Genomic DNA, 24,723 nt, shown 5'->3' on the forward strand with positions numbered 1-24,723 from the left:
GAAGATTCCGGACTTCTGAACGATCCAGCCCCCGTCAGGAGGCCGGGCCGCCGAAGATGTCGATACGGTCGCCCTCAGCGAGGGTCACGATGGCGCGCTTGGTGTTGGCGCGCTTGCCGAAACCGGTGCGGGTGCGCTTGCGCTTGCCCTGGCGGTTGATCGTGTTGACCCCGGCGACCTTGACCGAGAAGACCGCTTCCACGGCCTGCTTGATCTGGGTCTTGTTGGCGTTGGGCGCGACGATGAACGTGTACTTGTTCTCGTCGAGCAGCGCATAGCTCTTCTCGGAGACCACGGGCTTGACAAGAATGTCGCGCGGGTCCGAGTAGGTCTTGCTGGTGATCTCGGCCATCAGGCTTCGCTCCCCTCGTTCTCAGTGGCCTTGGAAGGGCCGGACACGAAGGACTCGAAGGCGGCCTGGGTGAAGACCACGTCGTCGGAGACGAGCACGTCGTACGTGTTCAGCTGGCCCGGCGCCAGGATGTGGACCTGGGGCAGGTTGCGGGCGGACAGCCACGCGGCCTCGTCGGAGCGCTCGACGACCAGGAGCAGGTTCTTGCGCTCCGAGATCTTGCCGAACAGCGTCTTGGCGGCCTTCGTGGACACATCGCCCTCGACCACGCCGGAGACGACGTGGATACGGGAGTGACGGGCCCGGTCGGTGAGGGCACCGCGCAGGGCGGCGGCCTTCATCTTCTTCGGGGTCCGCTGCGAGTAGTCACGCGGCACGGGGCCGTGGACGACGCCACCACCGGCGAACTGCGGAGCGCGGGTCGAACCCTGACGGGCGCGGCCGGTGCCCTTCTGGCGGTACGGCTTCTTGCCACCACCACGGACTTCGCCACGGGTCTTGGTCTTGTGCGTGCCCTGGCGGGCAGCGGCCAGCTGGGCGACAACGACCTGGTGGATCAGCGGAATGCTGACCTTGGCGTCGAAGATCTCCGCGGGGAGCTCGACGGTCCCGGCCTTGTCGCCTGCGGGCGAAAGGATGTCGATGCTGGTTGGAGTACTCATCGGGATTACCTCAGGCCCCCTTGGCCGCGGTACGGACCAGGACGAGGCCGCCGTTCGGACCAGGAACCGCGCCCTTGATCAGGAGCAGGCCCTTCTCCGCGTCAACGGCGTGAACGGTCAGGTTCTGGGTGGTGACCCGCTCGTTGCCCATGCGGCCCGCCATGCGGAGGCCCTTGAACACACGGCCCGGGGTGGCGCAGCCACCGATGGAACCGGGAGAGCGGTGCTTGCGCTGGGTGCCGTGACCGGCGCCGAGGCCCTTGAAGTTGTGACGCTTCATGACACCGGCGAAGCCCTTGCCCTTGCTCTTGCCCGTGACGTCGACCTTGACGCCGGACTCGAACACAGCGGCGGTGACCTCCTGGCCGAGCGTGTACTCGGCGGCGTCGGAGGTGCGGAGCTCCACCAGGTGGCGGCGGGGGGTCACGTCGGCCTTGGCGAAGTGGCCCTTGAGGGGCTTGTTCACCTTGCGCGGGTCGATCTCGCCGAAGGCGATCTGGACCGACTCGTAGCCGTCGGAGTCATTCGTGCGGACCTGGGTAACGACACAGGGCCCGGCCTTGACGACGGTCACCGGGACGACACGGTTGTTCTCGTCCCAGACCTGGGTCATGCCGAGCTTCTCGCCCAGGACACCCTTGATCTGCTTTGCCATCTCTTCCGCGCCTCTCAGAGCTTGATCTCGATGTCAACGCCGGCCGGAAGGTCCAGGCGCATCAGCGAGTCAACGGTCTTGGGCGTCGGGTCGAGGATGTCGATCAGGCGCTTGTGCGTGCGCATCTCGAAGTGCTCGCGCGAGTCCTTGTACTTGTGCGGCGACTTGATGACGCAGTACACGTTCTTCTCAGTGGGCAGCGGCACCGGGCCCGCGACCGACGCACCAGTACGCGTCACCGTCTCGACGATCTTCTTCGCCGATGAGTCGATGACCTCGTGGTCGTAGGCCTTGAGCCGGATGCGGATCTTCTGTCCCGCCATGGCTACTTCGTAGTCCTGTCTCTCGTCACGCTCTGGAACCTGGTGGCCTTGCGCTCTGCTCCGACCCACGCGGTCGGGCGTGTCGCATCCCCTCCACGAAGATCTCCCGAAGGATTTCCCAGCCAAGGGGGTGCGGCCCAAGTCCGCGAGCCGGTCGCAGGCCGCGTATGAAGCGTTGGCCACCGGGCGCCTGGCCGGAGCCCCGCTGACACTTCCCGGAAGATTCCCGTACGTCCGTCCCAGCGCTGCCCATGAGGCAGTTGGGACGACGAGTACTGTGGGACTCGCTTCCGGTCCTCCCGGCGGGAGGCGCGCAGCATCGGCACTCAACCGAGCAACCTGGCTAGTGTGCCATAGGCGACTTGGCCCTGGCCAATCGGGCCGGAAAGAGTACCCCACCCAGGGATCGCCCAAGCATGCCGAGGCTGACGGAACTCCGACGCGCCGTCGGCGCGCGCCGACGTGACACCTACGCGACACGGACGCGGCACTCCGCGATGCGGCTCGCCCGCGGCTGACCGCACACCCCCGACGGGCCGCACGAAAAGCATTTCAGCATTTCATCATGGTTTGACTGCATTCATTGACAATTCTTTGACGCCCCGAGGAGCATCGGAAAGCGCAAAGCAATTCGACCGCGCCAATGAATTCGGGGAACTTCTGGTGAAACGAGCAATGGGTATCGCGCTGGCCGCCGTCGCTCTCGCGACCGGGACATCGACGGCGAGCGCGGCAGGGCCGCCCGAGCCGGCGAGCAGGGCGGGAGCGGTACAGCCGGCGAGCAGGGCGGGAGCGGTACAGGCGGCGGTACAGGGGGCGGGGGCCACGGTGGCCTGCGGCGCCGGCATGGTCTGCATCTACCCCCAGACGAACTACCGCGGCGTGCCGTACGTCCGGCGCGCCTCGGACGGGGGCGCGCGCTTCCACAACCAGCCCATCAACGACAACACCTTCTCCGTGATCAACAACTCCGGCCGCACCGCCCGGATCTACCGGAACAGCCTGTACGGCGGATCGCACACCTGCATCCGCCCCGGCGGCAGCATCCCCGATCTCCAGGGCTATTCGGTCGGCCGCTGGGGCTCTTCGGTGCGTATCAACGACAACAATTGCGGCTGACGCCGGACCTCCGAGCCGGGCGGGGAATTCGGACGGCGATGCGGACGCGCGTCACCTGAGAAATCGGCAGGGAGAGCGCGCGGGGGATGACCGAGGGGCGGTCGGGGCAGGCCGGGTGGTCCCGTCCCGGGCGGGGGCCGCCCCTCGCCCTCGGCGGGCCTGCCGGCCCGCCCCGACCGCCCCGGACCCACACTGTCCGTGCATTGGTCCATACCAGGACCTTGACGTGGGGTGAGTTCACTTCTTAAATCACGAGCGGACCGCATGCGTGAATGGATGTCATATACATGACATAGAGCACGTTCCGGCCCGCGCACCCCCCACCGCCGGCAGAAGAAGGGATCGTCCCCGCGATGACCATCACCAGAGACAGGGGTCGCTCGAGGAACGTCGGCATACGACTCCTCGCGCTGCTCGCCGTACTCCTCGGCCTGACCGCCGCCCCCGCCGCCCACGGAGCGGTTCAGAAGGCGAACGCCGCCGCCCCCTTCAATGTGCTGGCGTTCTACAACGGCACCTGGGACGACGCCCACATCAGCTTCGTACGGGAAGCCAACACCTGGTTCCCCCAGCAGGCCGCCGCCAACAACTTCTCGTACACGGCGACCAACAACTGGAACCAGCTCACGAACATCACCAAGGACCAGTACCAGGTGGTGCTCTTCCTCGACGACGCGCCGCAGACGGCCGCCCAGCGGTCGGGCTTCGAGCGGTACATGCGCAGCGGCGGGGCCTGGATGGGCTTCCATGTCTCCGCGTTCACCACCAACGCGGGCGGCTGGTCCTGGTACTACAACGACTTCCTCGGCACCGGGAACTTCCGGTCGAACACCTGGGGCCCGACGACCGCGACGCTCAAGGTCGAGGACCGGGCGCACCCCACGACCGTGGGCCTGCCCGGGACGTTCACCTCGTCGGTCAGCGAGTGGTACAGCTGGACCAACGACCTCAGGACCCGGTCGAACATCAAGATCCTGTCGTCGGTCGACCCGGTGAGCTTCCCGCTCGGTACGGACCCCAACCAGTCCTGGTACAGCGGCTACTACCCGATCACGTGGACCAACACGGGCTACAAGATGATCTACGCCAACTTCGGCCACAACGCCATGAACTACAGCACGGGCCAGACGCTCTCCTCCACCTTCGGAAGCGCCACCCAGAACCGTTTCATCCTGGACAGCCTCAAGTGGCTCGGTACGGGCGAGGGCGGTAACCCGACCCCGCCGGGACCGATCAACGAGTCCGCCTGGTACTCGCTCGTGAACGGCGCCAACAACCTGTGCGTGGACGCCCGCGCCGCGGCGACCGCGAACGGGACGGCGATCCAGCAGTACACCTGCAACAGCACCCTGGCCCAGCAGTACCAGGTCCGCTCCACGGACAGCGGGTTCTCCCGCATCGGGCCCCGCGCCAACGCCCAGCAGGCCATCGATGTCACCAATGTGTCGACCGCCGACAACGCCCCGATCCAGCTCTGGAACTACACGGGCGGCACGAACCAGCAGTGGCAGGCCGTGGCGGAGGCGCCGGGCCGTTACCACTTCACGGCCCGGCACAGCGGAAAGTGCCTGAGCGCCCCGGACGGCTCCGGCTCCGGCACCCAGCTCGTCCAGCGCCCCTGCAACGGCTCGGCGGCCCAGTCCTTCCAGCTCGTCCAGCAGCCCTGACCCTCGGCTTCCCCGCGTCCCCCGGCTCTCCCTGAGCAACCCCGGCCCTCCGGCCCCGCGAATCACCCCACCGAGTGATCCGCGAGGCCGGAGGGCTCATCAGTCCGGGGGGGGCGCCACACCGCCAGGCCCCGCGCCGACCGTCCCGCGCCGACCGCCCCCGGGCGTGCGGCCCCGCGCCGGCCCCCCGCCCCCAGGCGCACGGCCCCGCGCACACAGCACAGGGGCCCCGTACCGCCGTCCTCACGGACGGGATACGGGGCCCCTGCTGGATGCTCCCTGGATGCTCCGAGGAGCGACCGGGTCTGCCAGATCGGTGAACTACTTGTTGATCTTGGTGACCTGGCCGGCGCCGACGGTCCGGCCACCCTCACGGATGGCGAACTTGAGGCCCTCCTCCATGGCGACGGGCTGGATCAGCTCGACCGTCATGACGGTGTTGTCGCCCGGCATGACCATCTCGGTGCCCTCGGGGAGGGTCACCACGCCGGTCACGTCCGTGGTACGGAAGTAGAACTGCGGGCGGTAGTTGTTGAAGAAGGGGGTGTGACGGCCACCCTCGTCCTTCGACAGGATGTAGGCCTGGGCCTCGAAGCTGGTGTGCGGCGTGACCGAACCCGGCTTGATGATGACCTGGCCGCGCTCGACGTCCTCGCGCTTGATGCCACGGAGGAGCAGACCGACGTTCTCACCGGCCTGGCCCTCGTCGAGGAGCTTGCGGAACATCTCGATGCCGGTGACCGTGGTGGTGGTCTTCTCGGTCTTGATACCGACGATGTCGACGGTCTCGTTGACCTTCAGGACACCACGCTCGATACGACCGGTGACGACGGTGCCACGACCGGTGATCGTGAAGACGTCCTCGATCGGCATCAGGAACGGCTTGTCGACGTCACGCTCGGGCTGCGGGATCGCCTCGTCGACGGCGGCCATCAGGTCCAGGACCGTCTGGCCCCACTCCTTGTCGCCCTCGAGCGCCTTGAGCGCCGAGACCTTGACGACCGGCAGGTCGTCGCCCGGGAACTCGTACTCGGAGAGAAGCTCACGGACCTCGAGCTCGACGAGCTCCATGATCTCCTCGTCGTCCACCATGTCGGCCTTGTTCAGCGCGACAACGATGTACGGCACGCCGACCTGGCGGGCCAGGAGCACGTGCTCCTTGGTCTGCGGCATCGGGCCGTCGGTGGCGGCGACCACGAGGATGGCGCCGTCCATCTGCGCCGCACCCGTGATCATGTTCTTGATGTAGTCCGCGTGACCGGGGCAGTCGACGTGCGCGTAGTGACGCGACTCGGTCTGGTACTCGACGTGCGCGATGGAGATGGTGATACCGCGCTGGCGCTCCTCAGGAGCCTTGTCGATCTGGTCGAAGGCCGAGGCCTCGTTCAGGTCCGGGTACGCGTCATGCAGCACCTTGGTAATGGCGGCCGTGAGGGTCGTCTTACCGTGGTCGATGTGACCGATGGTGCCGATGTTGACGTGCGGCTTAGTCCGCTCGAACTTCGCCTTCGCCACTGGGGTCCTCCTGTGGAGTGGTTCTGTACGCCTTACTCATCGGCGCCAGGTGATCTTTGCTGGGATGCCGGGGCCCGGGGCTTTCCCTCCGTGATCCGGTGGGAAAGCCCCAGGGCTTGCCGGTGACAAGCCTAAAGCGTGAACTCGGAAGAGTTACTCGCCCTTGGCCTTCGCGATGATCTCCTCGGCGACGTTCCGCGGAACCTCGGCGTAGGAGTCGAACTGCATCGAGTAGCTTGCGCGACCCGAGGTCTTGCTGCGGAGGTCTCCGACATAGCCGAACATCTCCGAGAGCGGCACCAGGCCCTTGATGACCCGGGCGCCGGCCCGCTCCTCCATGGCCTGGATCTGGCCACGGCGGGAGTTGATGTCGCCGATGACATCACCCATGTAGTCCTCGGGCGTGGTGACCTCGACGGCCATCATCGGCTCCAGGAGCACGGGGGACGCCTTGCGAGCGGCCTCCTTGAATGCCTGCGAACCGGCGATCTTGAATGCCAGCTCGGAGGAGTCGACCTCGTGGTACGCACCGTCGAGCAGTGTGATACGTACGCCGGTCATCTCGTAACCGGCCAGGATGCCGAACTGCATGGCTTCCTGCGCACCCGCGTCGACCGAAGGGATGTACTCCTTCGGGATACGGCCACCGGTGACCTTGTTCACGAACTCGTACGAGGCGTCGCCGCCCTCGATCGGCTCGATCGCGATCTGCACCTTGGCGAACTGGCCGGTGCCACCGGTCTGCTTCTTGTGGGTGTAGTCCACCCGCTCGACGGCCTTGCGGATCGTCTCACGGTAAGCGACCTGCGGCTTGCCGACGTTCGCCTCGACGCGGAACTCGCGCTTCATGCGGTCGACCAGGACCTCGAGGTGAAGCTCGCCCATACCGCCGATGACGGTCTGGCCGGTCTCCTCGTTGGTGTGAACCTGGAAGGAGGGGTCCTCCTCCGCGAGGCGCTGGATGGCGACACCCAGCTTCTCCTGGTCACCCTTGGACTTGGGCTCGATCGCGACCTCGATCACCGGCGCCGGGAAGTCCATGGACTCCAGGATCACCGGGTTCTTCTCGTCGCACAGCGTCTCACCGGTGGTGGTCTGCTTCAGGCCCATCACGGCGACGATGTCGCCGGCGCCCACCGCCTCGATCTCCTCACGCTTGTTCGCGTGCATACGGTAGATCTTGCCGATGCGCTCCTTGCGGCCCTTCACGGAGTTCAGCACAGCGGTGCCGGACTCCAGACGGCCGGAGTACACGCGGACGAACGTGAGCTTGCCGAGGTGCGGGTCGCTCATGATCTTGAACGCCAGCGCCGACAGCGGCTCGTCGTCGGAGGGCCTGCGCTTGACGACCAGCTCCGCGTCCTTGACGTCGTGGCCCTCGATGGCCTCGACGTCCAGGGGCGACGGCAGGTAGCGCACGACCGCGTCGAGCAGGGGCTGGACGCCCTTGTTCTTGAACGCGGTTCCGCAGAACACCGGGGTGACGGTGGTGTCGTTGGACTTGCCCGACGCGATGGTGATGCGGCGGATGGCGGCGTAGAGCTGCTCCACGGTGGGCTCGATGCCCTCCAGGTACAGCTCCATCAGCTCGTCGTCGTTCTCGGAGACGACCTCGAGCAGCTTGCCGCGCCACTCCTCGGCCGCCTCGGTGTGCGTGGCGGGGATGTCGACGACGTCGTACATCTCGCCCTTGGCGGCCTCGGCGGACCAGACGAAGGCCTTCATCGTCACGAGGTCGACGACGCCCTTGAAGTCCATCTCCGCGCCGATCGGAAGCTGCATGACGATCGGGGTCGCGCCGAGGCGGTCCGAGATCATGTCGACGCAGCGGTGGAACTCCGCGCCGGTCCGGTCGAGCTTGTTGACGAAGCAGATGCGGGGCACGCCGTAACGGTCGGCCTGACGCCACACCGTCTCGGACTGCGGCTCCACACCGGCGACACCGTCGAACACGGTGACGGCACCGTCGAGCACGCGGAGCGAACGCTCCACCTCGACCGTGAAGTCCACGTGACCCGGGGTGTCGATGATGTTGATGGTGTGGTCGACGTCCTCGAGCGGCCAGTGACAGGTGGTCGCGGCGGACGTGATCGTGATGCCGCGCTCCTGCTCCTGCTCCATCCAGTCCATCGTGGCAGCGCCGTCGTGGACCTCACCGATCTTGTAGCTCACACCGGTGTAAAACAGGATGCGCTCGGTGGTCGTCGTCTTGCCCGCGTCGATGTGGGCCATGATCCCGATGTTGCGGACCTTGGCCAGGTCAAGCGAAGTGGTGGCCATGAGGCTCAATCTTCTCTCGGTCTCGATGGGGGTAGCGACTACCAGCGGTAGTGCGCGAAGGCCTTGTTGGACTCGGCCATCTTGTGCGTGTCCTCACGCTTCTTGACCGAGGCGCCGAGACCGTTGGAGGCGTCGAGCAGCTCGTTCATGAGGCGTTCGGTCATGGTCTTCTCGCGACGGGCGCGGGAGTACCCCACGACCCAGCGGAGCGCGAGGGTGGCGGCGCGACCGGGCTTGACCTCGATCGGCACCTGGTAGGTGGCGCCACCGACACGGCGGGACTTGACCTCGAGCGTGGGCTTGACGTTCTCAAGCGCGCGCTTCAGCGTGATGACCGGGTCGTTGCCGGTCTTCTCGCGCAGACCTTCCATGGCGCCGTACACGATCCGCTCGGCGGTGGAACGCTTGCCGTTGAGCAGGATCTTGTTGATCAGCGAGGTGACCAGAGGAGAACCGTAGACCGGGTCGATGATGACCGGGCGCTTCGGGGCGGGGCCCTTACGAGGCATTCTTACTTCTCCTTCTTGGCGCCGTAGCGGCTGCGGGCCTGCTTGCGGTTCTTGACACCCTGGGTGTCGAGCGAACCGCGGATGATCTTGTAACGAACACCAGGCAGGTCCTTCACACGGCCACCACGCACGAGCACGATGGAGTGCTCCTGCAGGTTGTGTCCCTCACCCGGAATGTAGGCCGTGACCTCGATACCGGAGGTCAGACGCACACGCGCGACCTTCCGGAGGGCCGAGTTCGGCTTCTTCGGGGTGGTCGTGAACACACGCGTGCAGACACCGCGACGCTGAGGGGAACCCTCGAGCGCGGGCGTCTTGTTCTTCTCGACCTTGTCCTGCCGGCCCTTACGGACCAGCTGCTGGATCGTAGGCACTACTTCTCCGGTTTCTGTGTGCCGTCAGTACAACTAACCTGGAACAACTCCGACCCACGCGGTCGGGTGTGTCGAATGCTGCATGACCCCGCCGAGGGCGAGGAAGGCGCAGATCACGGTGGCCGATACTCGAGCTCGCCATGCGGCTGAAGACACGCACAGGAGCCCAGGCACACCCCAGGCACAAGGTCTGAGCGTACCTACCTCATCGACTCCGGTCAAAACAAATGCCCTGGACCAGACACGCCGTACGTCCAACGGATGGACCCCCCGGAGGAATTCCCGGTTTCCCGCCGGAATTCCTCACTCCCCGTAACCGCGACACCGCGGCGCGCCCGATGCCGGGAGCCGGCCCCGGGGCCGCCCGGAAGCCGCTTCAGGCACAGGTCCCGGGCATGCCGGAGGGCGGTCATCCGTACGGATGGCCGCCCTCCGGTCCGCTCACGCCTTACTGGTTGTACGGACCGTAGTCGTAGTCCTCCAGCGGGACGGCCTGGCCGGAGCCGGTGCCGAACGGCGAGTAGTCGATGTCGTCGTAGCCGACGGCCGAGTACATCGCGGCCTTGGCCTCCTCGGTCGGCTCGACCCGGATGTTGCGGTAGCGGGACAGACCCGTACCGGCCGGGATGAGCTTACCGATGATGACGTTCTCCTTGAGGCCGATCAGGGAGTCCGACTTGGCGTTGATCGCCGCGTCGGTGAGGACCCTGGTCGTCTCCTGGAAGGACGCCGCCGACAGCCACGACTCGGTGGCCAGCGAGGCCTTGGTGATACCCATGAGCTGCGGACGGCCGGAGGCCGGGTGGCCGCCTTCCGTGACCACACGGCGGTTCTCGGTCTCGAACTTCGACCGCTCCACCAGCTCGCCGGGCAGCAGCTCCGCGTCGCCGGACTCGATGATCGTCACACGGCGCAGCATCTGCCGGATGATGATCTCGATGTGCTTGTCGTGGATCGACACACCCTGCGAGTTGTAGACCTTCTGGACCTCGCCGACCAGGTGGACCTGGACCGCGCGCTGACCGAGGATCCGCAGCACGTCGTGCGGGTTGGTGGCACCCACGGTGAGCTTCTGGCCCACCTCGACGTGGTCGCCCTCCTCCACCAGGAGACGGGCGCGCTTCGAGATCGGGAACGCCGTCTCGTCGCTGCCGTCGTCCGGTGTGACGACCAGCTTCTTGGTCTTCTCCGTCTCCTCGATACGGACGCGGCCCGCCGCCTCCGAGATCGGGGCGACACCCTTGGGCGTACGGGCCTCGAACAGCTCGACGACTCGGGGCAGACCCTGGGTGATGTCGTCACCGGCCACACCACCGGTGTGGAAGGTACGCATCGTGAGCTGGGTACCGGGCTCACCGATGGACTGGGCGGCGATGATGCCGACCGCCTCACCGATGTCGACCAGCTTGCCGGTGGCCAGCGAACGGCCGTAGCAGAAGGCACAGGTGCCGACCGCGGACTCACAGGTCAGGACCGAGCGGGTCTTGACCTCCTCGACCCCGGCGTTGACCAGCGCGTCGATCAGGACATCGCCCAGGTCGACATTGGCCGGCGCGATGACCTTGCCGTCGATGACGACGTCCTCGGCGAGCATCCGCGCGTACACGGAGGTCTCGACGTCCTCCGTCTTGCGGAGCACACCGTCGGCGCCCTTGACCGCGATCTTCAGCTTGAGGCCGCGGTCGGTGCCGCAGTCCTCCTCGCGGATGATCACGTCCTGCGAGACGTCCACCAGACGACGGGTCAGGTAACCCGAGTCGGCGGTGCGCAGCGCCGTGTCGGCCAGACCCTTACGGGCACCGTGCGTGGAGATGAAGTACTCCAGCACGGACAGGCCCTCACGGAAGGACGCCTTGATGGGACGCGGGATCGTCTCGTTCTTGGCGTTCGACACCAGACCACGCATACCGGCGATCTGACGCATCTGCATCATGTTTCCGCGCGCGCCCGAGTTCACCATCATGAAGATGGGGTTGGTCTTCGGGAAGTTCGCGTTCATCGCCTCGGCGACCTCGTTGGTCGCCTTGGTCCAGATCGTGATCAGTTCCTGCGTGCGCTCCTGCTTGGTGATCAGACCGCGCTCGTACTGCTTCTGGACCTTCTCGTCCTGTGCCTCGTAACCCTGGACGATCGCCTTCTTCGCCTCGGGCACGACCACGTCGGAGATGGCCACGGTGACCCCGGAACGGGTCGCCCAGTAGAAGCCCGCCGCCTTCAGGTTGTCGAGCGTCGCCGCCACGATGACCTTGGGGTAGCGCTCGGCCAGGTCGTTGACGATCTCGGAGAGCTGCTTCTTGCCCACCGAGTAGTCGACGAACGGGTAGTCCTCGGGCAGCAGCTCGTTGAAGAGCGCGCGGCCCAGGGTCGTACGCAGCCGGAAGCTGTCGCCCTGCTGGTACGGAGCCGCCCCGACGCCGTCGTCCCCGTCCTCGGAGACCGGCGGGGTCCAGCCGCGCGGCGGGATGGTGCCCACCGGGAAGCGGATGTCGACCTTCGCCTGGAGCGACAGCTCCCGGTTGTCGAACGCCATGGTCGCCTCGGCGCTGGAGCCGAAGGACCGGCCCTCGCCCTTGACCTCGCGCTCCTCCTCGTCCGTGGTGAGGAAGAAGAGACCGAGCACCATGTCCTGGGTGGGCATGGTGACCGGACGGCCGTCGGCCGGCTTGAGGATGTTGTTCGAGGACAGCATCAGGATGCGGGCCTCGGCCTGCGCCTCCGCGGAGAGCGGCAGGTGGACGGCCATCTGGTCACCGTCGAAGTCCGCGTTGAACGCGGTGCAGACGAGCGGGTGGATCTGGATGGCCTTGCCCTCGACGAGCTGCGGCTCGAAGGCCTGGATACCGAGACGGTGCAGCGTCGGCGCACGGTTCAGCAGCACCGGGTGCTCGGCGATGACCTCTTCGAGCACGTCGTACACGACCGTACGGCCGCGCTCGACCATGCGCTTGGCCGACTTGATGTTCTGCGCGTGGTTCAGGTCCACCAGGCGCTTCATCACGAACGGCTTGAACAGCTCCAGCGCCATGGCCTTCGGCAGACCGCACTGGTGCAGCTTGAGCTGCGGACCGACGACGATCACGGAACGGGCCGAGTAGTCGACACGCTTGCCGAGCAGGTTCTGACGGAAACGGCCCTGCTTGCCCTTGAGCATGTCGCTCAGGGACTTCAGGGGCCGGTTGCCGGGACCGGTCACCGGGCGACCGCGGCGGCCGTTGTCGAACAGCGCGTCGACGGCCTCCTGGAGCATCCGCTTCTCGTTGTTCACGATGATCTCGGGGGCACCGAGGTCGAGCAGACGCTTGAGGCGGTTGTTGCGGTTGATCACACGGCGGTACAGGTCGTTCAGGTCGGAGGTCGCGAAGCGGCCACCGTCGAGCTGCACCATCGGACGCAGGTCCGGCGGGATCACCGGGACGCAGTCCAGCACCATGCCCTTGGGGCTGTTGCTGGTCTGGAGGAACGCGGAGACGACCTTGAGGCGCTTGAGCGCGCGGGTCTTCTTCTGGCCCTTGCCGGTGCGGATGATCTCGCGGAGGCGCTCGGCCTCCTCGTCCAGGTCGAAGGACTCCAGGCGCTTCTGGAGCGCCGCGGCGCCCATCGAACCGTCGAAGTACGTGCCGAAGCGGTCGCGCAGCTCGCGGTAGAGCAGCTCGTCGCCCTCCAGGTCCTGGACCTTGAGGTTCTTGAAGCGGTTCCACACCTCGTCGAGGCGGTCGATCTCGCGCTGCGCGCGGTCACGGAGCTGCTTCATCTCACGCTCGGCGCCCTCGCGCACCTTGCGGCGCACATCGGCCTTGGCGCCCTCGGCCTCCAGCTCGGCCAGGTCGGTCTCGAGCTTCTTGGCGCGGGCTTCGAGGTCGGCGTCGCGGCGGTTCTCGACCTGCTGGCGCTCGACGGAGACATGCGCCTCCAGCGAGGGCAGGTCGCGCGTGCGGCGCTCCTCGTCCACGAACGTGATCATGTACGCGGCGAAGTAGATGACCTTCTCCAGGTCCTTCGGCGCGAGGTCGAGCAGGTATCCGAGGCGCGACGGGACGCCCTTGAAGTACCAGATGTGGGTGACGGGCGCGGCCAGCTCAATGTGGCCCATCCGCTCACGGCGCACCTTGGCGCGGGTGACTTCCACACCACAGCGCTCACAGATGATGCCCTTGAAGCGGACACGCTTGTACTTGCCGCAGTAGCACTCCCAGTCCCGGGTGGGGCCGAAGATCTTCTCGCAGAAGAGTCCGTCCTTCTCGGGCTTGAGCGTGCGGTAGTTGATGGTCTCCGGCTTCTTCACTTCGCCGTGCGACCAGGTCCGGATGTCGTCCGCGGTGGCGAGGCCGATCCGCAGCTCGTCGAAGAAGTTGACGTCGAGCACTTGTCGTCAATCCCTCTTTCGGGGGTTCGAGCCCCCTCGCGTCAGCGAGAAATATGGGGCGCTTCAGCAATGGTCTGAACGGGTCCCGGGAGGGCCGGCCGGATACGGGATCCGGCCGGCCGACCCGTCAGACCTCTTCGACGCTGCTCGGCTCGCGCCGGGACAGGTCGATTCCGAGCTCCTCCGCCGCGCGGAAGACATCCTCGTCCGTGTCACGCATCTCGATGGACATGCCGTCCGAGGACAGCACCTCCACATTGAGGCAGAGCGACTGCATTTCCTTGATGAGCACCTTGAAGGACTCGGGAATGCCGGGCTCGGGGATGTTCTCGCCCTTGACGATGGCCTCGTAGACCTTCACGCGGCCGGTCACGTCGTCGGACTTGATCGTCAGCAGCTCCTGGAGGGCGTACGCGGCGCCATAAGCCTCCAGCGCCCACACCTCCATCTCACCGAAGCGCTGACCGCCGAACTGGGCCTTACCACCCAGCGGCTGCTGGGTGATCATCGAGTACGGGCCGGTCGAACGCGCGTGCAGCTTGTCGTCGACCAGGTGGTGGAGCTTGAGGATGTACATGTACCCGATCGAGATCGGGTCCGGGAACGGCTCACCGGAGCGGCCGTCGAACAGGTGCGCCTTGCCGGACGGCTGCACCATCCGGTTGCCGTCGCGGTTGGGGATCGTGGCCTCGAAGAGACCGGAGATCTCGTCCTCGCGGGCACCGTCGAAGACCGGGGTGGCGACATTGGTCCCGGCGGCGACCTCGTCGGCGCCGATGGCCTTCAGCCGCTCCATCCACTCCTCGCTGCCCTCGACCTTCCAGCCCTGGCTGGCGAGCCAGCCGAGGTGGATCTCGAGGACCTGTCCCGGGTTCATCCGGGACGGGACACCCAGCGGGTTGAGGATGATGTCGACCGGGGTGCCGTCCTCCAGGAACGGCATGTCCTCGATCGGCAGGATCTTCGAGATGACGCCCTTGTTTCCGTGGCGTCCGGCGAGCTTGTCACCGTCGGTGATCTTGCGCTTCTGGGCGACGTACACGCGGACGAGCTGGTTCACGCCCGGCGGCAGCTCGTCGCCCTCCTCGCGGTCGAAGACCCGTACGCCGATGACCTTGCCGGTCTCGCCGTGCGGCACCTTCAGCGAGGTGTCACGGACCTCACGGGCCTTCTCACCGAAGATCGCGCGGAGCAGACGCTCCTCCGGGGTCAGCTCGGTCTCACCCTTGGGCGTGACCTTGCCGACCAGGATGTCCCCGGCGACGACCTCGGCACCGATACGGATGATGCCGCGCTCGTCGAGGTCCGCGAGGACCTCCTCGGAGACGTTCGGGATGTCCCGGGTGATCTCCTCGGGGCCGAGCTTGGTGTCACGGGCGTCGACCTCGTGCTCCTCGATGTGGATCGAGGAGAGGACGTCGTCCTGCACCAGGCGCTGGCTGAGGATGATCGCGTCTTCGTAGTTGTGGCCCTCCCACGGCATGAACGCCACGAGAAGGTTCTTGCCGAGCGCCATCTCGCCAAGCTGGGTGGCGGGACCGTCGGCGAGCACCTGGCTCTCGACGACCCGGTCACCCTCGTTGACGACAACCTTCTGGTTGACCGAGGTGCCCTGGTTGGAGCGGGAGAACTTCGCGATGCGGTACGTGGTGTACGTGCCGTCGTCGTTGGCGACGGTGATGTAGTCCGCGGAGACCTCCTGGACCACACCCGCCTTCTCCGCCTTGATCACGTCTCCGGCGTCGACCGCACAGCGGTACTCCATGCCGGTGCCGACGAGCGGCGCCTCGGAGGTGATCAGGGGCACGGCCTGACGCATCATGTTCGCGCCCATGAGGGCGCGGTTGGCGTCGTCGTGCTCCAGGAACGGGATCATGGCGGTCGCGACCGACACCATCTGGCGCGGCGAGACGTCCATGTAGTCGACGTCGGTGCCGGGCACGTAGTCGACCTCACCGCCACGGCGGCGCACCAGGACACGGGGCTCGGTGAAGCGCAGATCGTCGGAGAGGGTCGCGTTCGCCTGGGCGATGACGAACCTGTCCTCCTCGTCGGCGGTCAGGTAGTCGACCTCGTCGGTGACCTGGCCGTCGGTGACCTTGCGGTACGGGGTCTCGACGAAACCGAACGCGTTGACCCGGCCGTACGAGGCGAGCGAGCCGATCAGACCGATGTTCGGGCCTTCGGGGGTCTCGATCGGACACATGCGGCCGTAGTGCGAGGGGTGCACGTCACGGACCTCGAAGCCGGCCCGCTCACGGGAGAGACCACCCGGGCCAAGAGCCGACAGACGGCGCTTGTGGGTGAGACCCGACAGCGGGTTGTTCTGGTCCATGAACTGCGAGAGCTGGCTGGTGCCGAAGAACTCCTTGATGGAGGCGACGACCGGCCGGATGTTGATCAGCGTCTGCGGCGTGATCGCCTCGACGTCCTGGGTCGTCATGCGCTCACGCACGACGCGCTCCATCCTCGCCAGACCCGTACGGACCTGGTTCTGGATCAGCTCGCCGACATTGCGCAGACGGCGGTTGCCGAAGTGGTCGATGTCGTCGGTCTCGACGACGATCTGGGTGCCGTTCTCGCCGACCGTCTCGGTCTCCCCGGCGTGCAGCTTGACCAGGTACTTGATGGTCGCGATGACATCGTCGGTGGTGAGCACGCCGGCGTCCAGCGGCTCGTCCGCGCCGAGCTTCTTGTTCACCTTGTAGCGGCCGACCTTGGCGAGGTCGTAGCGCTTCGGGTTGAAGTAGAGGTTCTCGAGCAGCGTCTGAGCGGCCTCACGCGTCGGGGGCTCACCCGGGCGCAGCTTGCGGTAGATGTCGAGCAGCGCGTCGTCCTGGCCCTGGGTGTGGTCCTTCTCCAGGGTGGCGCGCATGGACTCGTACTCGCCGAACTCCTCCAGGATCTGCTCGGTCGTCCAGCCGAGAGCCTTGAGGAGGACGGTCACGGACTGCTTGCGCTTGCGGTCGATACGGACACCGACCATGTCGCGCTTGTCGATCTCCATCTCCAGCCAGGCACCCCGGGAGGGGATGATCTTGGCGGAGAAGATGTCCTTGTCGGACGTCTTGTCGATCGAGGAGTCGAAGTAGACACCCGGCGAGCGGACGAGCTGGGACACCACGACACGCTCGGTGCCGTTGATGACGAAGGTGCCCTTGTTGGTCATGAGCGGGAAGTCGCCCATGAAGACCGTCTGGGACTTGATCTCGCCGGTCTCGTTGTTGGTGAACTCGGCCGTGACGAAGAGCGGGGCGGCGAACGTGAAGTCGCGCTCCTTGCACTCGTCGATCGAGTTCTTGGAGGGCTCGAAGCGGTGATCGCGGAAGGTCAGCGACATCGACCCGGAGAAGTCCTCGATCGGGGAGATCTCCTCGAAGATCTCCTCCAGACCGGACTTCCTGGGGACGTCCTGCCCGTTCTCGAGAGCCGCCTCGACACGAGCCTTCCAAGCGGCATTGCCGAGCAGCCAGTCAAAGCTCTCGGTCTGCAGCGCAAGGAGGTTCGGAACCTCGAGGGGCTCCTTGATCTTTGCAAAGGAGATGCGCAGCGGGGCGGTGCTGGCGCCGTTGTTCGTATTCGCGGTCGAGGCGTTGCGCGAGGCGGCCAAGAGGGGGTCCTTCCGAGGGCTCGGACTCACTACGCGCGTACCGGTCCCAAGCTGGGCACGGAGAGAAAAGTCCAGTTCAGGACCTTTCCACCACCGATGCTCATACGAGGGGGTGCCCCTGGTGACGGGCAGGGAGCAGCTAACAGGCAGCGCAAAGGGTCAGTGTAGCCACTTGGCACACTGATGTCCAGAGCGGGTTTTCCGACACCCTCGTTGTTCTCAACACCCTTGTCTCAACTGCGGCAAGCCATCGCGCCGTAGGCGCACATCGATACTGCCCTCTTCGCCGTCGATCCATGCCTCGGATCCGGATCGATTGTGCCGACGCGTTCCTGAGAATTGCGCGCTGCGTGCGGTTCGTCAAGGCCCCCTGCCCCCTGCGGAGCGTTACTGGGCGTACGGAGGCACGGCGATGATCACGATACTCGTCGCGGGCGGAAGAGCAAGGCAGCCCCCACGGGAACGCGGAAGGGCGACCACCCGACTGGGTGATCGCCCTGCGCGTCAACATCGCGCCTCGCGGCGCCGAGACTGCCTCCGTACGCCTAGCGGCGGGCGGTGGCGGACTCGTACGGGGTCACTTGACCTCGACGGAGGCGCCGGCGCCCTTGAGGGACTCGGCGGCCTTCTCGGCGGCCTCCTTGGCGACCTTCTCCAGAACGGGCTTCGGGGCGCCGTCCACGAGGTCCTTGGCCTCCTTCAGACCCAGGGAGGTCAGCTCACGCACGACCTTGATGACCTGGATCTTCTTCTCGCCGGCACCGGTGAGGATGACGTCGAACTCGTCCTGCTCCTCGACGGCCTCGGCCGGGGCACCGGGGACACCGGCGACCGGGGCGGCGACCGCGGCGGCGGCGGTGACGTCGAACTTCTCCTCGAAGGCCTTCACGAACGCGGAGAGCTCGATGAGGGTCATGTCCTCGAACTGCGCGAGCAGGTCTTCCTGGCTGAGCTTCGCCATGATGGCGGTCCTTCCACTAATTCGGCTGGTGCCGTATGTACAGTTCCGCGGGCGTAACCGGCCCGCTCCGACCGAGCGAGCGTGTTTACTCGGAGTCGGCCTCGACGGGGGCCGGCGTACCGGCACCGTCCTGCTCTTCCTTCTTGACGCGAAGCGCTTCCGCCGTGCGGACGAACTTCGACGGAAGGGCCTGGAAGAGCGAAGCGGCCTGCGACTGCTTGCCCTTCATGGCGCCTGCCAGCTTGGAGAGCAGAACCTCGCGGGACTCGAGGTCCGCAAGCTTCTTGATCTCATCGGCGCTGAGCGCCTTACCGTCAAGGACACCGCCCTTGATGATGAGATTCGGGTTGTCCTTGGCGAAGTCACGAAGACCCTTCGCCGACTCCACCGGGTCACCGGTGACGAAGGCAACCGCCGTCGGACCTGCGAACAGGTCGTCCAGCGTGTTGATCCCGGCCTCGTTGGCCGCGATCTTGGTCAGCGTGTTCTTCACCACGGCGTACTGGGCGTTCTCACCGAGAGAACGGCGCAGCTCCTTGAGCTGCGCCACGGTGAGACCCCGGTACTCGGTCAGCACGGCGGCGTTCGAGCTGCGGAACTTGTCCGTCAGCTCGGCCACCGCGGCAGCCTTGTCGGGCCTTGCCATGAGCGTCGGCCTCCTTCCGGGTGATGAGGACCGCTCAGAAGGGGCTGGGCAAAACGAAACGCCCCGGCGCAGGCGCACGGGGCGTAGCTCGACCGAATGGAATCCGGGAGCTGTCCACAGTCACCTGCGCAGGTCGTCCGCAGCTAGCGGATCCTTCGGCCGCCGCGTCCTCTCACGAGCACACGGCAACGACCAGCGGTCTTTGGCTTCTGGGGAAGACTACGTGAACGGCTCCTTGCCAGGCAAATCGTGGCGGACGGAGCTCAGCCGGCCTGGGCGCCCGCCATCATCTCGGCGAGGTCCACGGTCTCGGAGGCCGGCGGGGCCTTGACCACGACCGGCTTGTTGAAGTCCACGAACGTGATCGTCATGTCGAGCGGGCCCTTCTTGGACTCGCCCCGGGTGCGGAACTGCTTGGTGCGGTCCTCCCCGTCGATCCACATGTCCATGGTGAGCCGGTCGATGCCCATGTCCCGGTACGTCTTGAGGGTCTTCTCCCGCTTCTCCTCGGCCCCGGCGCCTTTCCCCAGCGCCGCGCCCATCTGTTCGAGGGTGAGCGTGCCGGTGTAGCGCGTCGTCCTGACCCCGCCGACGGTCTCCTCGCCGACCTTCTTCAGGTCCTTGGCCGCGGTGAGCGTGCCGGACTCGGCGGCCGGGTTCTTGTCCACCTGGCCCGTCAGCGCGCCCAGAGGGCTCTCCCCGCCCGCGCCGAGGGCCTCCATGGGGAACTTGAGCCAGCTCTTGCCGTCCATCTCCGCGGCGGCTTCCTTGCCACCGTTCAGATACATGCCGTCGGAGGTGAGCCGGAGCTCCACTTCCTGCTGCTTCCCCTCCAGCTCGCCCCGCATCTTCATCTGGACGGCTATCGGCTTCAGGCTCATCGAGGCGTCGCCCTCGACGACCCCCTCCCCGGGGACGCTGCCCTTCATCGTGTAGGTGACCGAGGTGAACTTCTCGTTGTTGGCGGCGGCCTTCTTCACGGCGGCGACGGGGGACATCTCCACCGGCGTCCCCGAGGCCTTGCCCTCGGCGGCGGGCTTGGCGCCCTCCGTCCCGGACGAACAGGCCGCCGTGCCGCAGAGCAGCGCGCCGGCGAGCGCGGCCGCGGCGATGGTGCGGTGCTTCATATTCTGGATCCCCCCATGGGTATGCACTGGATCTTTCAAGCCCGGCGAACTCTACCGTCGACCTCTGACAGAGCTCCCGGGATAAAAAACGGCCGGTCCCCGCGCCTCCGGAGAGGTGCGGGGACCGGCTGTCGTACGGTGCGGCCCGCGGCTGCCGTCGGTCAGACGGCGGCCGGGTCCTCCTCCACGAGGAGGTTGCGGGTGCGGTTGGCGTCCAGCGGGATGCCGGGGCCCATCGTCGTGGTCAGGGTCGCCTTCTTGATGTAGCGGCCCTTCGCGGCGGACGGCTTCAGACGGAGGATCTCCTCCAGCGCCGCGGCGTAGTTCTCGACCAGCTTCGTCTCGTCGAAGGAGACCTTGCCGATGATGAAGTGCAGGTTCGAGTGCTTGTCGACGCGGAACTCGATCTTGCCGCCCTTGATGTCGTTGACAGCCTTGGTGACATCCGGGGTGACCGTGCCGGTCTTCGGGTTCGGCATCAGACCACGCGGGCCGAGGACACGGCCGAGGCGGCCGACCTTGCCCATGAGGTCCGGGGTGGCGACGACGGCGTCGAAGTCCAGACGGCCCTTCGAGACCTCGTCGATCAGTTCGTCGGCGCCGACGATGTCGGCGCCCGCGGCACGCGCGGCCTCGGCACGGTCACCGGTCGCGAAGACCAGGACCCGGGCGGTCTTGCCGGTGCCGTGCGGAAGGTTCACGGTGCCACGGACCATCTGGTCCGCCTTGCGCGGGTCGACGCCCAGACGCATGGCGACCTCGACGGTGCCGTCGAACTTGGTGGTGGTGGTGTCCTTGGCGAGACGGACGGCCTCGAGGGGCGCGTAGCTGCGCTCCCGGTCGATCTTGGCGTCCGCGCCGCGGAGAGCCTTGCTGCGCTTCACTTCTTCTCCTGGTGGTTCATACAGGTGTGGAGTTCGTGGTCCGGGCCGCGCAGGGCCCTGCCACTGGGGCTTGCCCGGCTGGGTCAGCCCTCGACCGTGATGCCCATGGAACGGGCGGTGCCGGCGATGATCTTCTCGGCGGCGTCCAGGTCGTTGGCGTTCAGGTCGGGCATCTTCGTCGTGGCGATGTCACGCACCTGGGCGCGGGTGAGCTTCGCGACCTTCTTGACGTGCGGCTCGCCGGAGCCCTTGTCCACACCAGCGGCCTTGAGGATCAGCTTGGCGGCCGGCGGAGTCTTGGTGATGAAGGTGAAGGAGCGGTCCTCGTAGACCGTGATCTCCACCGGCACGACCATGCCACGCTGCGACTCGGTCGCGGCGTTGTAGGCCTTGCAGAACTCCATGATGTTGACGCCGTGCTGGCCCAGCGCGGGGCCGACCGGCGGAGCCGGGTTGGCCGCACCGGCGCTGATCTGGAGCTTGATAAGCCCCGTGACCTTCTTCTTCTTGGGAGGCATGTGCTCTCTCCGGGTCCTAGTGAGAGTTTTCAGCCGGCCATCCGGTCATCCGGATGGAGGCATACCGCACAACGATAACGGGTATAGCTGTGCGGCCAAAAACCGACAGGTCAGACATCTGTGGGAGCCTGTCTGACCTGTCGGAAGCTGTGGTTCCAGAGAGCGGGACGCGACCGCTCGTGCGGTCCGGCGCTCAGTTCTTCTGGATCTGGTCGAAGCTCAGCTCGACCGGGGTCTCGCGGCCGAAGATCTCGACCAGACCCTTGACCTTCTTCGAGTCGGCGTTGATCTCGTTGATGGTCGCCTGGAGCGTGGCGAACGGGCCGTCGGTGACGGTGACCGAGTCGCCGACCTCGAAGTCCAGCACCTGGACCTCGACCTTGCGCGAGGGAACGGGCTTGCCCTCGGCCTCGGCGGCCTCACGGGCGGCCTTCTCCTCGGCCTCCGGCGCGAGCATCTTGACGATCTCGTCCAGCGTCAGCGGGTACGGGTCGTAGGCATTGCCCACGAAGCCGGTGACGCCCGGGGTGTTGCGGACGACGCCCCAGGACTCGTTCGTCAGATCCATGCGCACCAGGACATAGCCCGGGAGCTTGTTCTGGCGGACGTTCTTGCGCTCGCCGTTCTTGATCTGGACGATCTCTTCCTCGGGGACCTCGGCCTGGTAGATGAAGTCCTCGACGTTCAGCGAGACGGCACGCTGCTCCAGGTTGGCCTTCACGCGCTTCTCGTAGCCCGCGTAGGTGTGGATGACGTACCACTCGCCGGGCAGACCGCGCAGCTCCTCGCGGAGCGCGGCGATCGGGTCGGCGGGGGCGGCCGGGGCCTCGGCCTCGGCGTCTTCCTCGTCCTCGTCCGCGTCGGCGTCGTCCGCGTCGTGCGCGTCCTCGGCGGAGTCGTCGTCCGCCTCGGTCCCGTCGTCCTCGATGTGCAGCGCCGCCTCCTCGGCCGGCTCGCCGGCGGCGAGATCAGCGGCTTCGGCCTGGTCTGGCTCGACAGCGTCCGCCGCCTCGACGATGTCGGTTTCGTCCTCTCGGGACTCCTCCGACTCGCTGGCGTCGTTCAGGTTCGGGTCAGACACGGTGGCTGCTTCTTCCTGGCTCAATGGGTGGAACACGCGAAAGGGGCGCCGAGCGGGCGCCCTCCGCGGGATCAGCCGAAGACGTACTTGATCGCATTCTGGAAGCCGTAGTCAATCACGGTCACCAGACCGATCATGATGACAACGAAGACAATCACCACTGTGGTGTACGTCGTCAGCTGATTGCGAGTCGGCCAGACGACCTTGCGCAGCTCGGCGACGATCTGACGGTAGAAGAGCGCGAGACGGCCCAGAGGACCCTTCTTGCCGCGCTTGCCACCCTTACGGGGCTTCTTCGACTCAGCGGACTCATCGTCGGCATCAGGCTTGTCGATGGAGCCCACGGCGTCCGTCACGCTCTCTCACCTGATTCCCGGTCGTGGCCGTGCCGCGCCCGGGGGAGCCGCACGGCGGTGCATTGAATGTACGTACATGCGCACACAGCCTGGCGGAGGCTTGTGTAGCAGGGCCGGAGGGACTTGAACCCCCAACCGCTGGTTTTGGAGACCAGTGCTCTACCAATTGAGCTACGACCCTTTGTGTCTTCCTCAACCTACCGCATCCGACCGGGCGCACGGAGTGCCTGGTACGGACCTGTCTGCCGAGGTCCAACGACGAGTGAGTGTACGTGGTCGTGGCGCCCGCGTCGAACAGCTTGCGCCGGAACGATTCACGACCTGTCCGTCCGCGGCGCGCGTCCCCCTCCCTCCGCGGGGCGCGTGCTCCTCGCGCTCGCGAAGTGAAACCTGTGTGCCGGGGAGGTTTCAGGTCTGGGACCATGGCCGTATGAGCGCTGCAATTCCACCCACCGAGCGCCGGGTCTCCGCCCGAATCGGCGCGATCTCCGAATCCGCGACGCTGGCCGTGGACGCCAAGGCCAAGGCCCTGAAGGCCGCCGGACGTCCGGTGATCGGCTTCGGTGCCGGCGAGCCCGACTTCCCGACGCCCGAGTACATCGTCGAGGCGGCGGTCGAGGCCTGCCGTACGCCGAAGTACCACCGCTACACGCCGGCCGGCGGGCTCCCGGAGCTGAAGGCCGCCATCGTCGCGAAGACGCTGCGCGACTCCGGCTACGAGATCGACGCCTCCCAGGTCCTGGTGACCAACGGCGGCAAGCAGGCGATCTACGAGGCGTTCGCGGCCATACTGGACCCCGGTGACGAGGTCATCGTCCCGGCCCCGTACTGGACCACGTACCCCGAGTCGATCCGGCTGGCCGGCGGTGTCCCGGTAGAGGTCGTGGCCGACGAGACCACCGGCTACCGCGTCTCCGTCGAGCAGTTGGAGGCGGCCCGTACCGAGCGTACGAAGGTCGTGCTCTTCGTCTCACCGTCCAACCCGACGGGCGCCGTCTACAGCGCGGCCGACACCGAGGCCATCGGCCGCTGGGCCGTCGAGCACGGGCTGTGGGTGCTGACGGACGAGATCTACGAGCACCTGGTCTACGGCGACGCCGCGTTCACCTCGCTGCCCACCGTCGTGCCGGAGCTGCGGGACAAGTGCGTCGTGGTCAACGGTGTGGCGAAGACCTATGCCATGACCGGCTGGCGGGTGGGCTGGGTCATCGGGCCCAAGGACATCGTCAAGGCCGCGACGAACCTCCAGTCGCACGCCACGTCCAATGTCTCCAACGTCGCGCAGGCCGCCGCGATCGCCGCCGTCTCCGGCGATCTCACAGCCGTCGCCGAGATGCGCTCCGCCTTCGACCGGCGCCGCCGGACGATCGTGCGGATGCTGAACGAGATCGACGGCGTGCTCTGCCCGGAGCCGGAGGGCGCGTTCTACGTGTACCCCTCGGTGAAGGCCCTGCTGGGCAAGGAGATCCGGGGCATTCGCCCGGCGACCACGGTCGACCTGGCCGCGCTGATCCTGGAGGAGGTCGAGGTCGCGGTGGTGCCGGGCGAGGCCTTCGGTACGCCCGGATATCTGCGGCTGTCGTACGCGCTCGGCGACGAGGACCTGGTGGAGGGCATCGCCAGGATCCAGAAGCTGCTGGCGGAGGCGCAGGACTGATCTCCCTTCGCTTTCCCCTGGTCCCTCGACCGTGGGAGCGGGCTCCCGGCCCTGGCCGGGGGCC

General features: G+C 66.7%; 20 protein-coding genes and 1 tRNA gene. 3 read left to right on the forward strand and 18 right to left on the reverse strand.

What is annotated here, in order from left to right:
• Nucleotides 1-34: 34 nt before the first annotated feature.
• The 4 genes from rplW to rpsJ are packed head-to-tail and all read right to left on the reverse strand — an operon-like array spanning nt 35 to nt 1,992.
• On the reverse strand, nt 35-352 hold the full coding sequence (gene rplW, locus ACFYYH_RS12275; protein ID WP_388549311.1) for a 50S ribosomal protein L23: 318 nt from the start codon (nt 350-352) through the stop codon (nt 35-37).
• A complete protein-coding gene (rplD, locus tag ACFYYH_RS12280; RefSeq protein WP_388549313.1) occupies nt 352-1,014 on the reverse strand; it encodes a 50S ribosomal protein L4 in 663 nt (220 codons plus the stop codon). Before rplD ends, rplW begins: the two co-directional genes overlap by 1 nt.
• Before the next feature lie 10 nt (nt 1,015-1,024).
• Nucleotides 1,025-1,669 carry a 50S ribosomal protein L3 gene (rplC, locus tag ACFYYH_RS12285; RefSeq protein WP_388549316.1) on the reverse strand — a complete coding sequence of 215 codons (645 nt, stop codon included), beginning with the start codon at nt 1,667-1,669 and terminating at the stop codon, nt 1,025-1,027.
• Nucleotides 1,670-1,683: 14 nt separating this feature from the next.
• Nucleotides 1,684-1,992: a 30S ribosomal protein S10 gene (gene rpsJ / locus ACFYYH_RS12290; RefSeq protein WP_003948644.1), complete on the reverse strand. Its 309-nt coding sequence runs from the start codon at nt 1,990-1,992 to the stop codon at nt 1,684-1,686.
• Nucleotides 1,993-2,655: 663 nt separating this feature from the next.
• Here rpsJ and ACFYYH_RS12295 point away from each other — a divergent pair.
• A complete protein-coding gene (locus tag ACFYYH_RS12295) occupies nt 2,656-3,111 on the forward strand; it encodes a peptidase inhibitor family I36 protein (RefSeq protein ID WP_388549319.1) in 456 nt (151 codons plus the stop codon).
• A 353-nt stretch (nt 3,112-3,464) separates the two neighbouring features.
• Nucleotides 3,465-4,778, forward strand: coding sequence for a ThuA domain-containing protein (locus tag ACFYYH_RS12300; RefSeq protein WP_388549322.1), 1,314 nt, complete (start codon nt 3,465-3,467; stop codon nt 4,776-4,778).
• Nucleotides 4,779-5,099: 321 nt separating this feature from the next.
• On the opposite strand, the gene tuf is transcribed toward ACFYYH_RS12300, so the two are convergent.
• The 14 genes from tuf to ACFYYH_RS12370 form a co-directional block, all read right to left on the reverse strand.
• On the reverse strand, nt 5,100-6,293 hold the full coding sequence (gene tuf / locus ACFYYH_RS12305) for an elongation factor Tu (protein ID WP_046503245.1): 1,194 nt from the start codon (nt 6,291-6,293) through the stop codon (nt 5,100-5,102).
• 153 nt (nt 6,294-6,446) lie between these two features.
• Nucleotides 6,447-8,573 (reverse strand): elongation factor G, encoded by a 2,127-nt coding sequence (gene fusA / locus ACFYYH_RS12310; protein ID WP_388549325.1) that lies wholly within the window; start codon nt 8,571-8,573, stop codon nt 6,447-6,449.
• A gap of 38 nt (nt 8,574-8,611) precedes the next feature.
• Entirely contained in the window at nt 8,612-9,082 is a 471-nt protein-coding gene (rpsG, locus tag ACFYYH_RS12315) for a 30S ribosomal protein S7 (protein ID WP_030742163.1), read from the reverse strand.
• Between the two features lie 2 nt (nt 9,083-9,084).
• The gene (gene rpsL / locus ACFYYH_RS12320; RefSeq protein WP_003948652.1) at nt 9,085-9,456 is read right to left on the reverse strand and encodes a 30S ribosomal protein S12; all 372 of its coding nucleotides are present in this window, start codon (nt 9,454-9,456) and stop codon (nt 9,085-9,087) included.
• 448 nt (nt 9,457-9,904) lie between these two features.
• The gene (locus ACFYYH_RS12325; RefSeq protein ID WP_388549328.1) at nt 9,905-13,819 is read right to left on the reverse strand and encodes a DNA-directed RNA polymerase subunit beta'; all 3,915 of its coding nucleotides are present in this window, start codon (nt 13,817-13,819) and stop codon (nt 9,905-9,907) included.
• Between the two features lie 127 nt (nt 13,820-13,946).
• Nucleotides 13,947-17,429: a DNA-directed RNA polymerase subunit beta gene (gene rpoB, locus ACFYYH_RS12330; protein WP_388549331.1), complete on the reverse strand. Its 3,483-nt coding sequence runs from the start codon at nt 17,427-17,429 to the stop codon at nt 13,947-13,949.
• Between the two features lie 577 nt (nt 17,430-18,006).
• Nucleotides 18,007-18,390 carry a 50S ribosomal protein L7/L12 gene (rplL, locus tag ACFYYH_RS12335; RefSeq protein WP_388549334.1) on the reverse strand — a complete coding sequence of 128 codons (384 nt, stop codon included), beginning with the start codon at nt 18,388-18,390 and terminating at the stop codon, nt 18,007-18,009.
• A gap of 85 nt (nt 18,391-18,475) precedes the next feature.
• A complete protein-coding gene (gene rplJ / locus ACFYYH_RS12340) occupies nt 18,476-19,036 on the reverse strand; it encodes a 50S ribosomal protein L10 (protein WP_388549337.1) in 561 nt (186 codons plus the stop codon).
• 263 nt (nt 19,037-19,299) lie between these two features.
• The gene (locus ACFYYH_RS12345) at nt 19,300-20,163 is read right to left on the reverse strand and encodes a DUF1396 domain-containing protein (protein WP_388549340.1); all 864 of its coding nucleotides are present in this window, start codon (nt 20,161-20,163) and stop codon (nt 19,300-19,302) included.
• Between the two features lie 161 nt (nt 20,164-20,324).
• Nucleotides 20,325-21,047 carry a 50S ribosomal protein L1 gene (rplA, locus tag ACFYYH_RS12350; protein ID WP_388549342.1) on the reverse strand — a complete coding sequence of 241 codons (723 nt, stop codon included), beginning with the start codon at nt 21,045-21,047 and terminating at the stop codon, nt 20,325-20,327.
• A gap of 83 nt (nt 21,048-21,130) precedes the next feature.
• Entirely contained in the window at nt 21,131-21,565 is a 435-nt protein-coding gene (gene rplK, locus ACFYYH_RS12355; RefSeq protein WP_363081959.1) for a 50S ribosomal protein L11, read from the reverse strand.
• A gap of 193 nt (nt 21,566-21,758) precedes the next feature.
• Complete coding sequence (gene nusG, locus ACFYYH_RS12360; protein WP_388549345.1) at nt 21,759-22,646, reverse strand: transcription termination/antitermination protein NusG; 888 nt, start codon at nt 22,644-22,646, stop codon at nt 21,759-21,761.
• A gap of 71 nt (nt 22,647-22,717) precedes the next feature.
• Complete coding sequence (gene secE / locus ACFYYH_RS12365; protein ID WP_066942727.1) at nt 22,718-23,002, reverse strand: preprotein translocase subunit SecE; 285 nt, start codon at nt 23,000-23,002, stop codon at nt 22,718-22,720.
• A 108-nt stretch (nt 23,003-23,110) separates the two neighbouring features.
• Nucleotides 23,111-23,183: transfer RNA gene (locus ACFYYH_RS12370), tRNA-Trp, on the reverse strand.
• Nucleotides 23,184-23,432: 249 nt separating this feature from the next.
• Between ACFYYH_RS12370 and ACFYYH_RS12375 the strand changes: the two genes are divergently transcribed.
• Nucleotides 23,433-24,659 (forward strand): pyridoxal phosphate-dependent aminotransferase, encoded by a 1,227-nt coding sequence (locus tag ACFYYH_RS12375; protein WP_388549348.1) that lies wholly within the window; start codon nt 23,433-23,435, stop codon nt 24,657-24,659.
• The last annotated feature ends 64 nt before the right edge of the window (nt 24,660-24,723 follow it).

It is taken from the genome of Streptomyces sp. NPDC002018, from assembly GCF_042890865.1.
GTDB lineage: Bacteria > Actinomycetota > Actinomycetes > Streptomycetales > Streptomycetaceae > Streptomyces.

Bases quoted from the DNA above. Each gene is read 5' to 3' on its own strand.
- rplK (WP_363081959.1), bottom strand. From the start codon at position 21,565: ATGCCTCCCAAGAAGAAGAAGGTCACGGGGCTTATCAAGCTCCAGATC.
- rplW (WP_388549311.1), bottom strand. From the start codon at position 352: ATGGCCGAGATCACCAGCAAGACCTACTCGGACCCGCGCGACATTCTT.
- rpsG (WP_030742163.1), bottom strand. From the start codon at position 9,082: ATGCCTCGTAAGGGCCCCGCCCCGAAGCGCCCGGTCATCATCGACCCG.
- rpsJ (WP_003948644.1), bottom strand. From the start codon at position 1,992: ATGGCGGGACAGAAGATCCGCATCCGGCTCAAGGCCTACGACCACGAG.
- ACFYYH_RS12375 (WP_388549348.1), top strand. From the start codon at position 23,433: ATGAGCGCTGCAATTCCACCCACCGAGCGCCGGGTCTCCGCCCGAATC.
- rplC (WP_388549316.1), bottom strand. From the start codon at position 1,669: ATGGCAAAGCAGATCAAGGGTGTCCTGGGCGAGAAGCTCGGCATGACC.
- ACFYYH_RS12345 (WP_388549340.1), bottom strand. From the start codon at position 20,163: ATGAAGCACCGCACCATCGCCGCGGCCGCGCTCGCCGGCGCGCTGCTC.
- rplL (WP_388549334.1), bottom strand. From the start codon at position 18,390: ATGGCGAAGCTCAGCCAGGAAGACCTGCTCGCGCAGTTCGAGGACATG.
- ACFYYH_RS12300 (WP_388549322.1), top strand. From the start codon at position 3,465: ATGACCATCACCAGAGACAGGGGTCGCTCGAGGAACGTCGGCATACGA.
- rplD (WP_388549313.1), bottom strand. From the start codon at position 1,014: ATGAGTACTCCAACCAGCATCGACATCCTTTCGCCCGCAGGCGACAAG.
- rplJ (WP_388549337.1), bottom strand. From the start codon at position 19,036: ATGGCAAGGCCCGACAAGGCTGCCGCGGTGGCCGAGCTGACGGACAAG.
- fusA (WP_388549325.1), bottom strand. From the start codon at position 8,573: ATGGCCACCACTTCGCTTGACCTGGCCAAGGTCCGCAACATCGGGATC.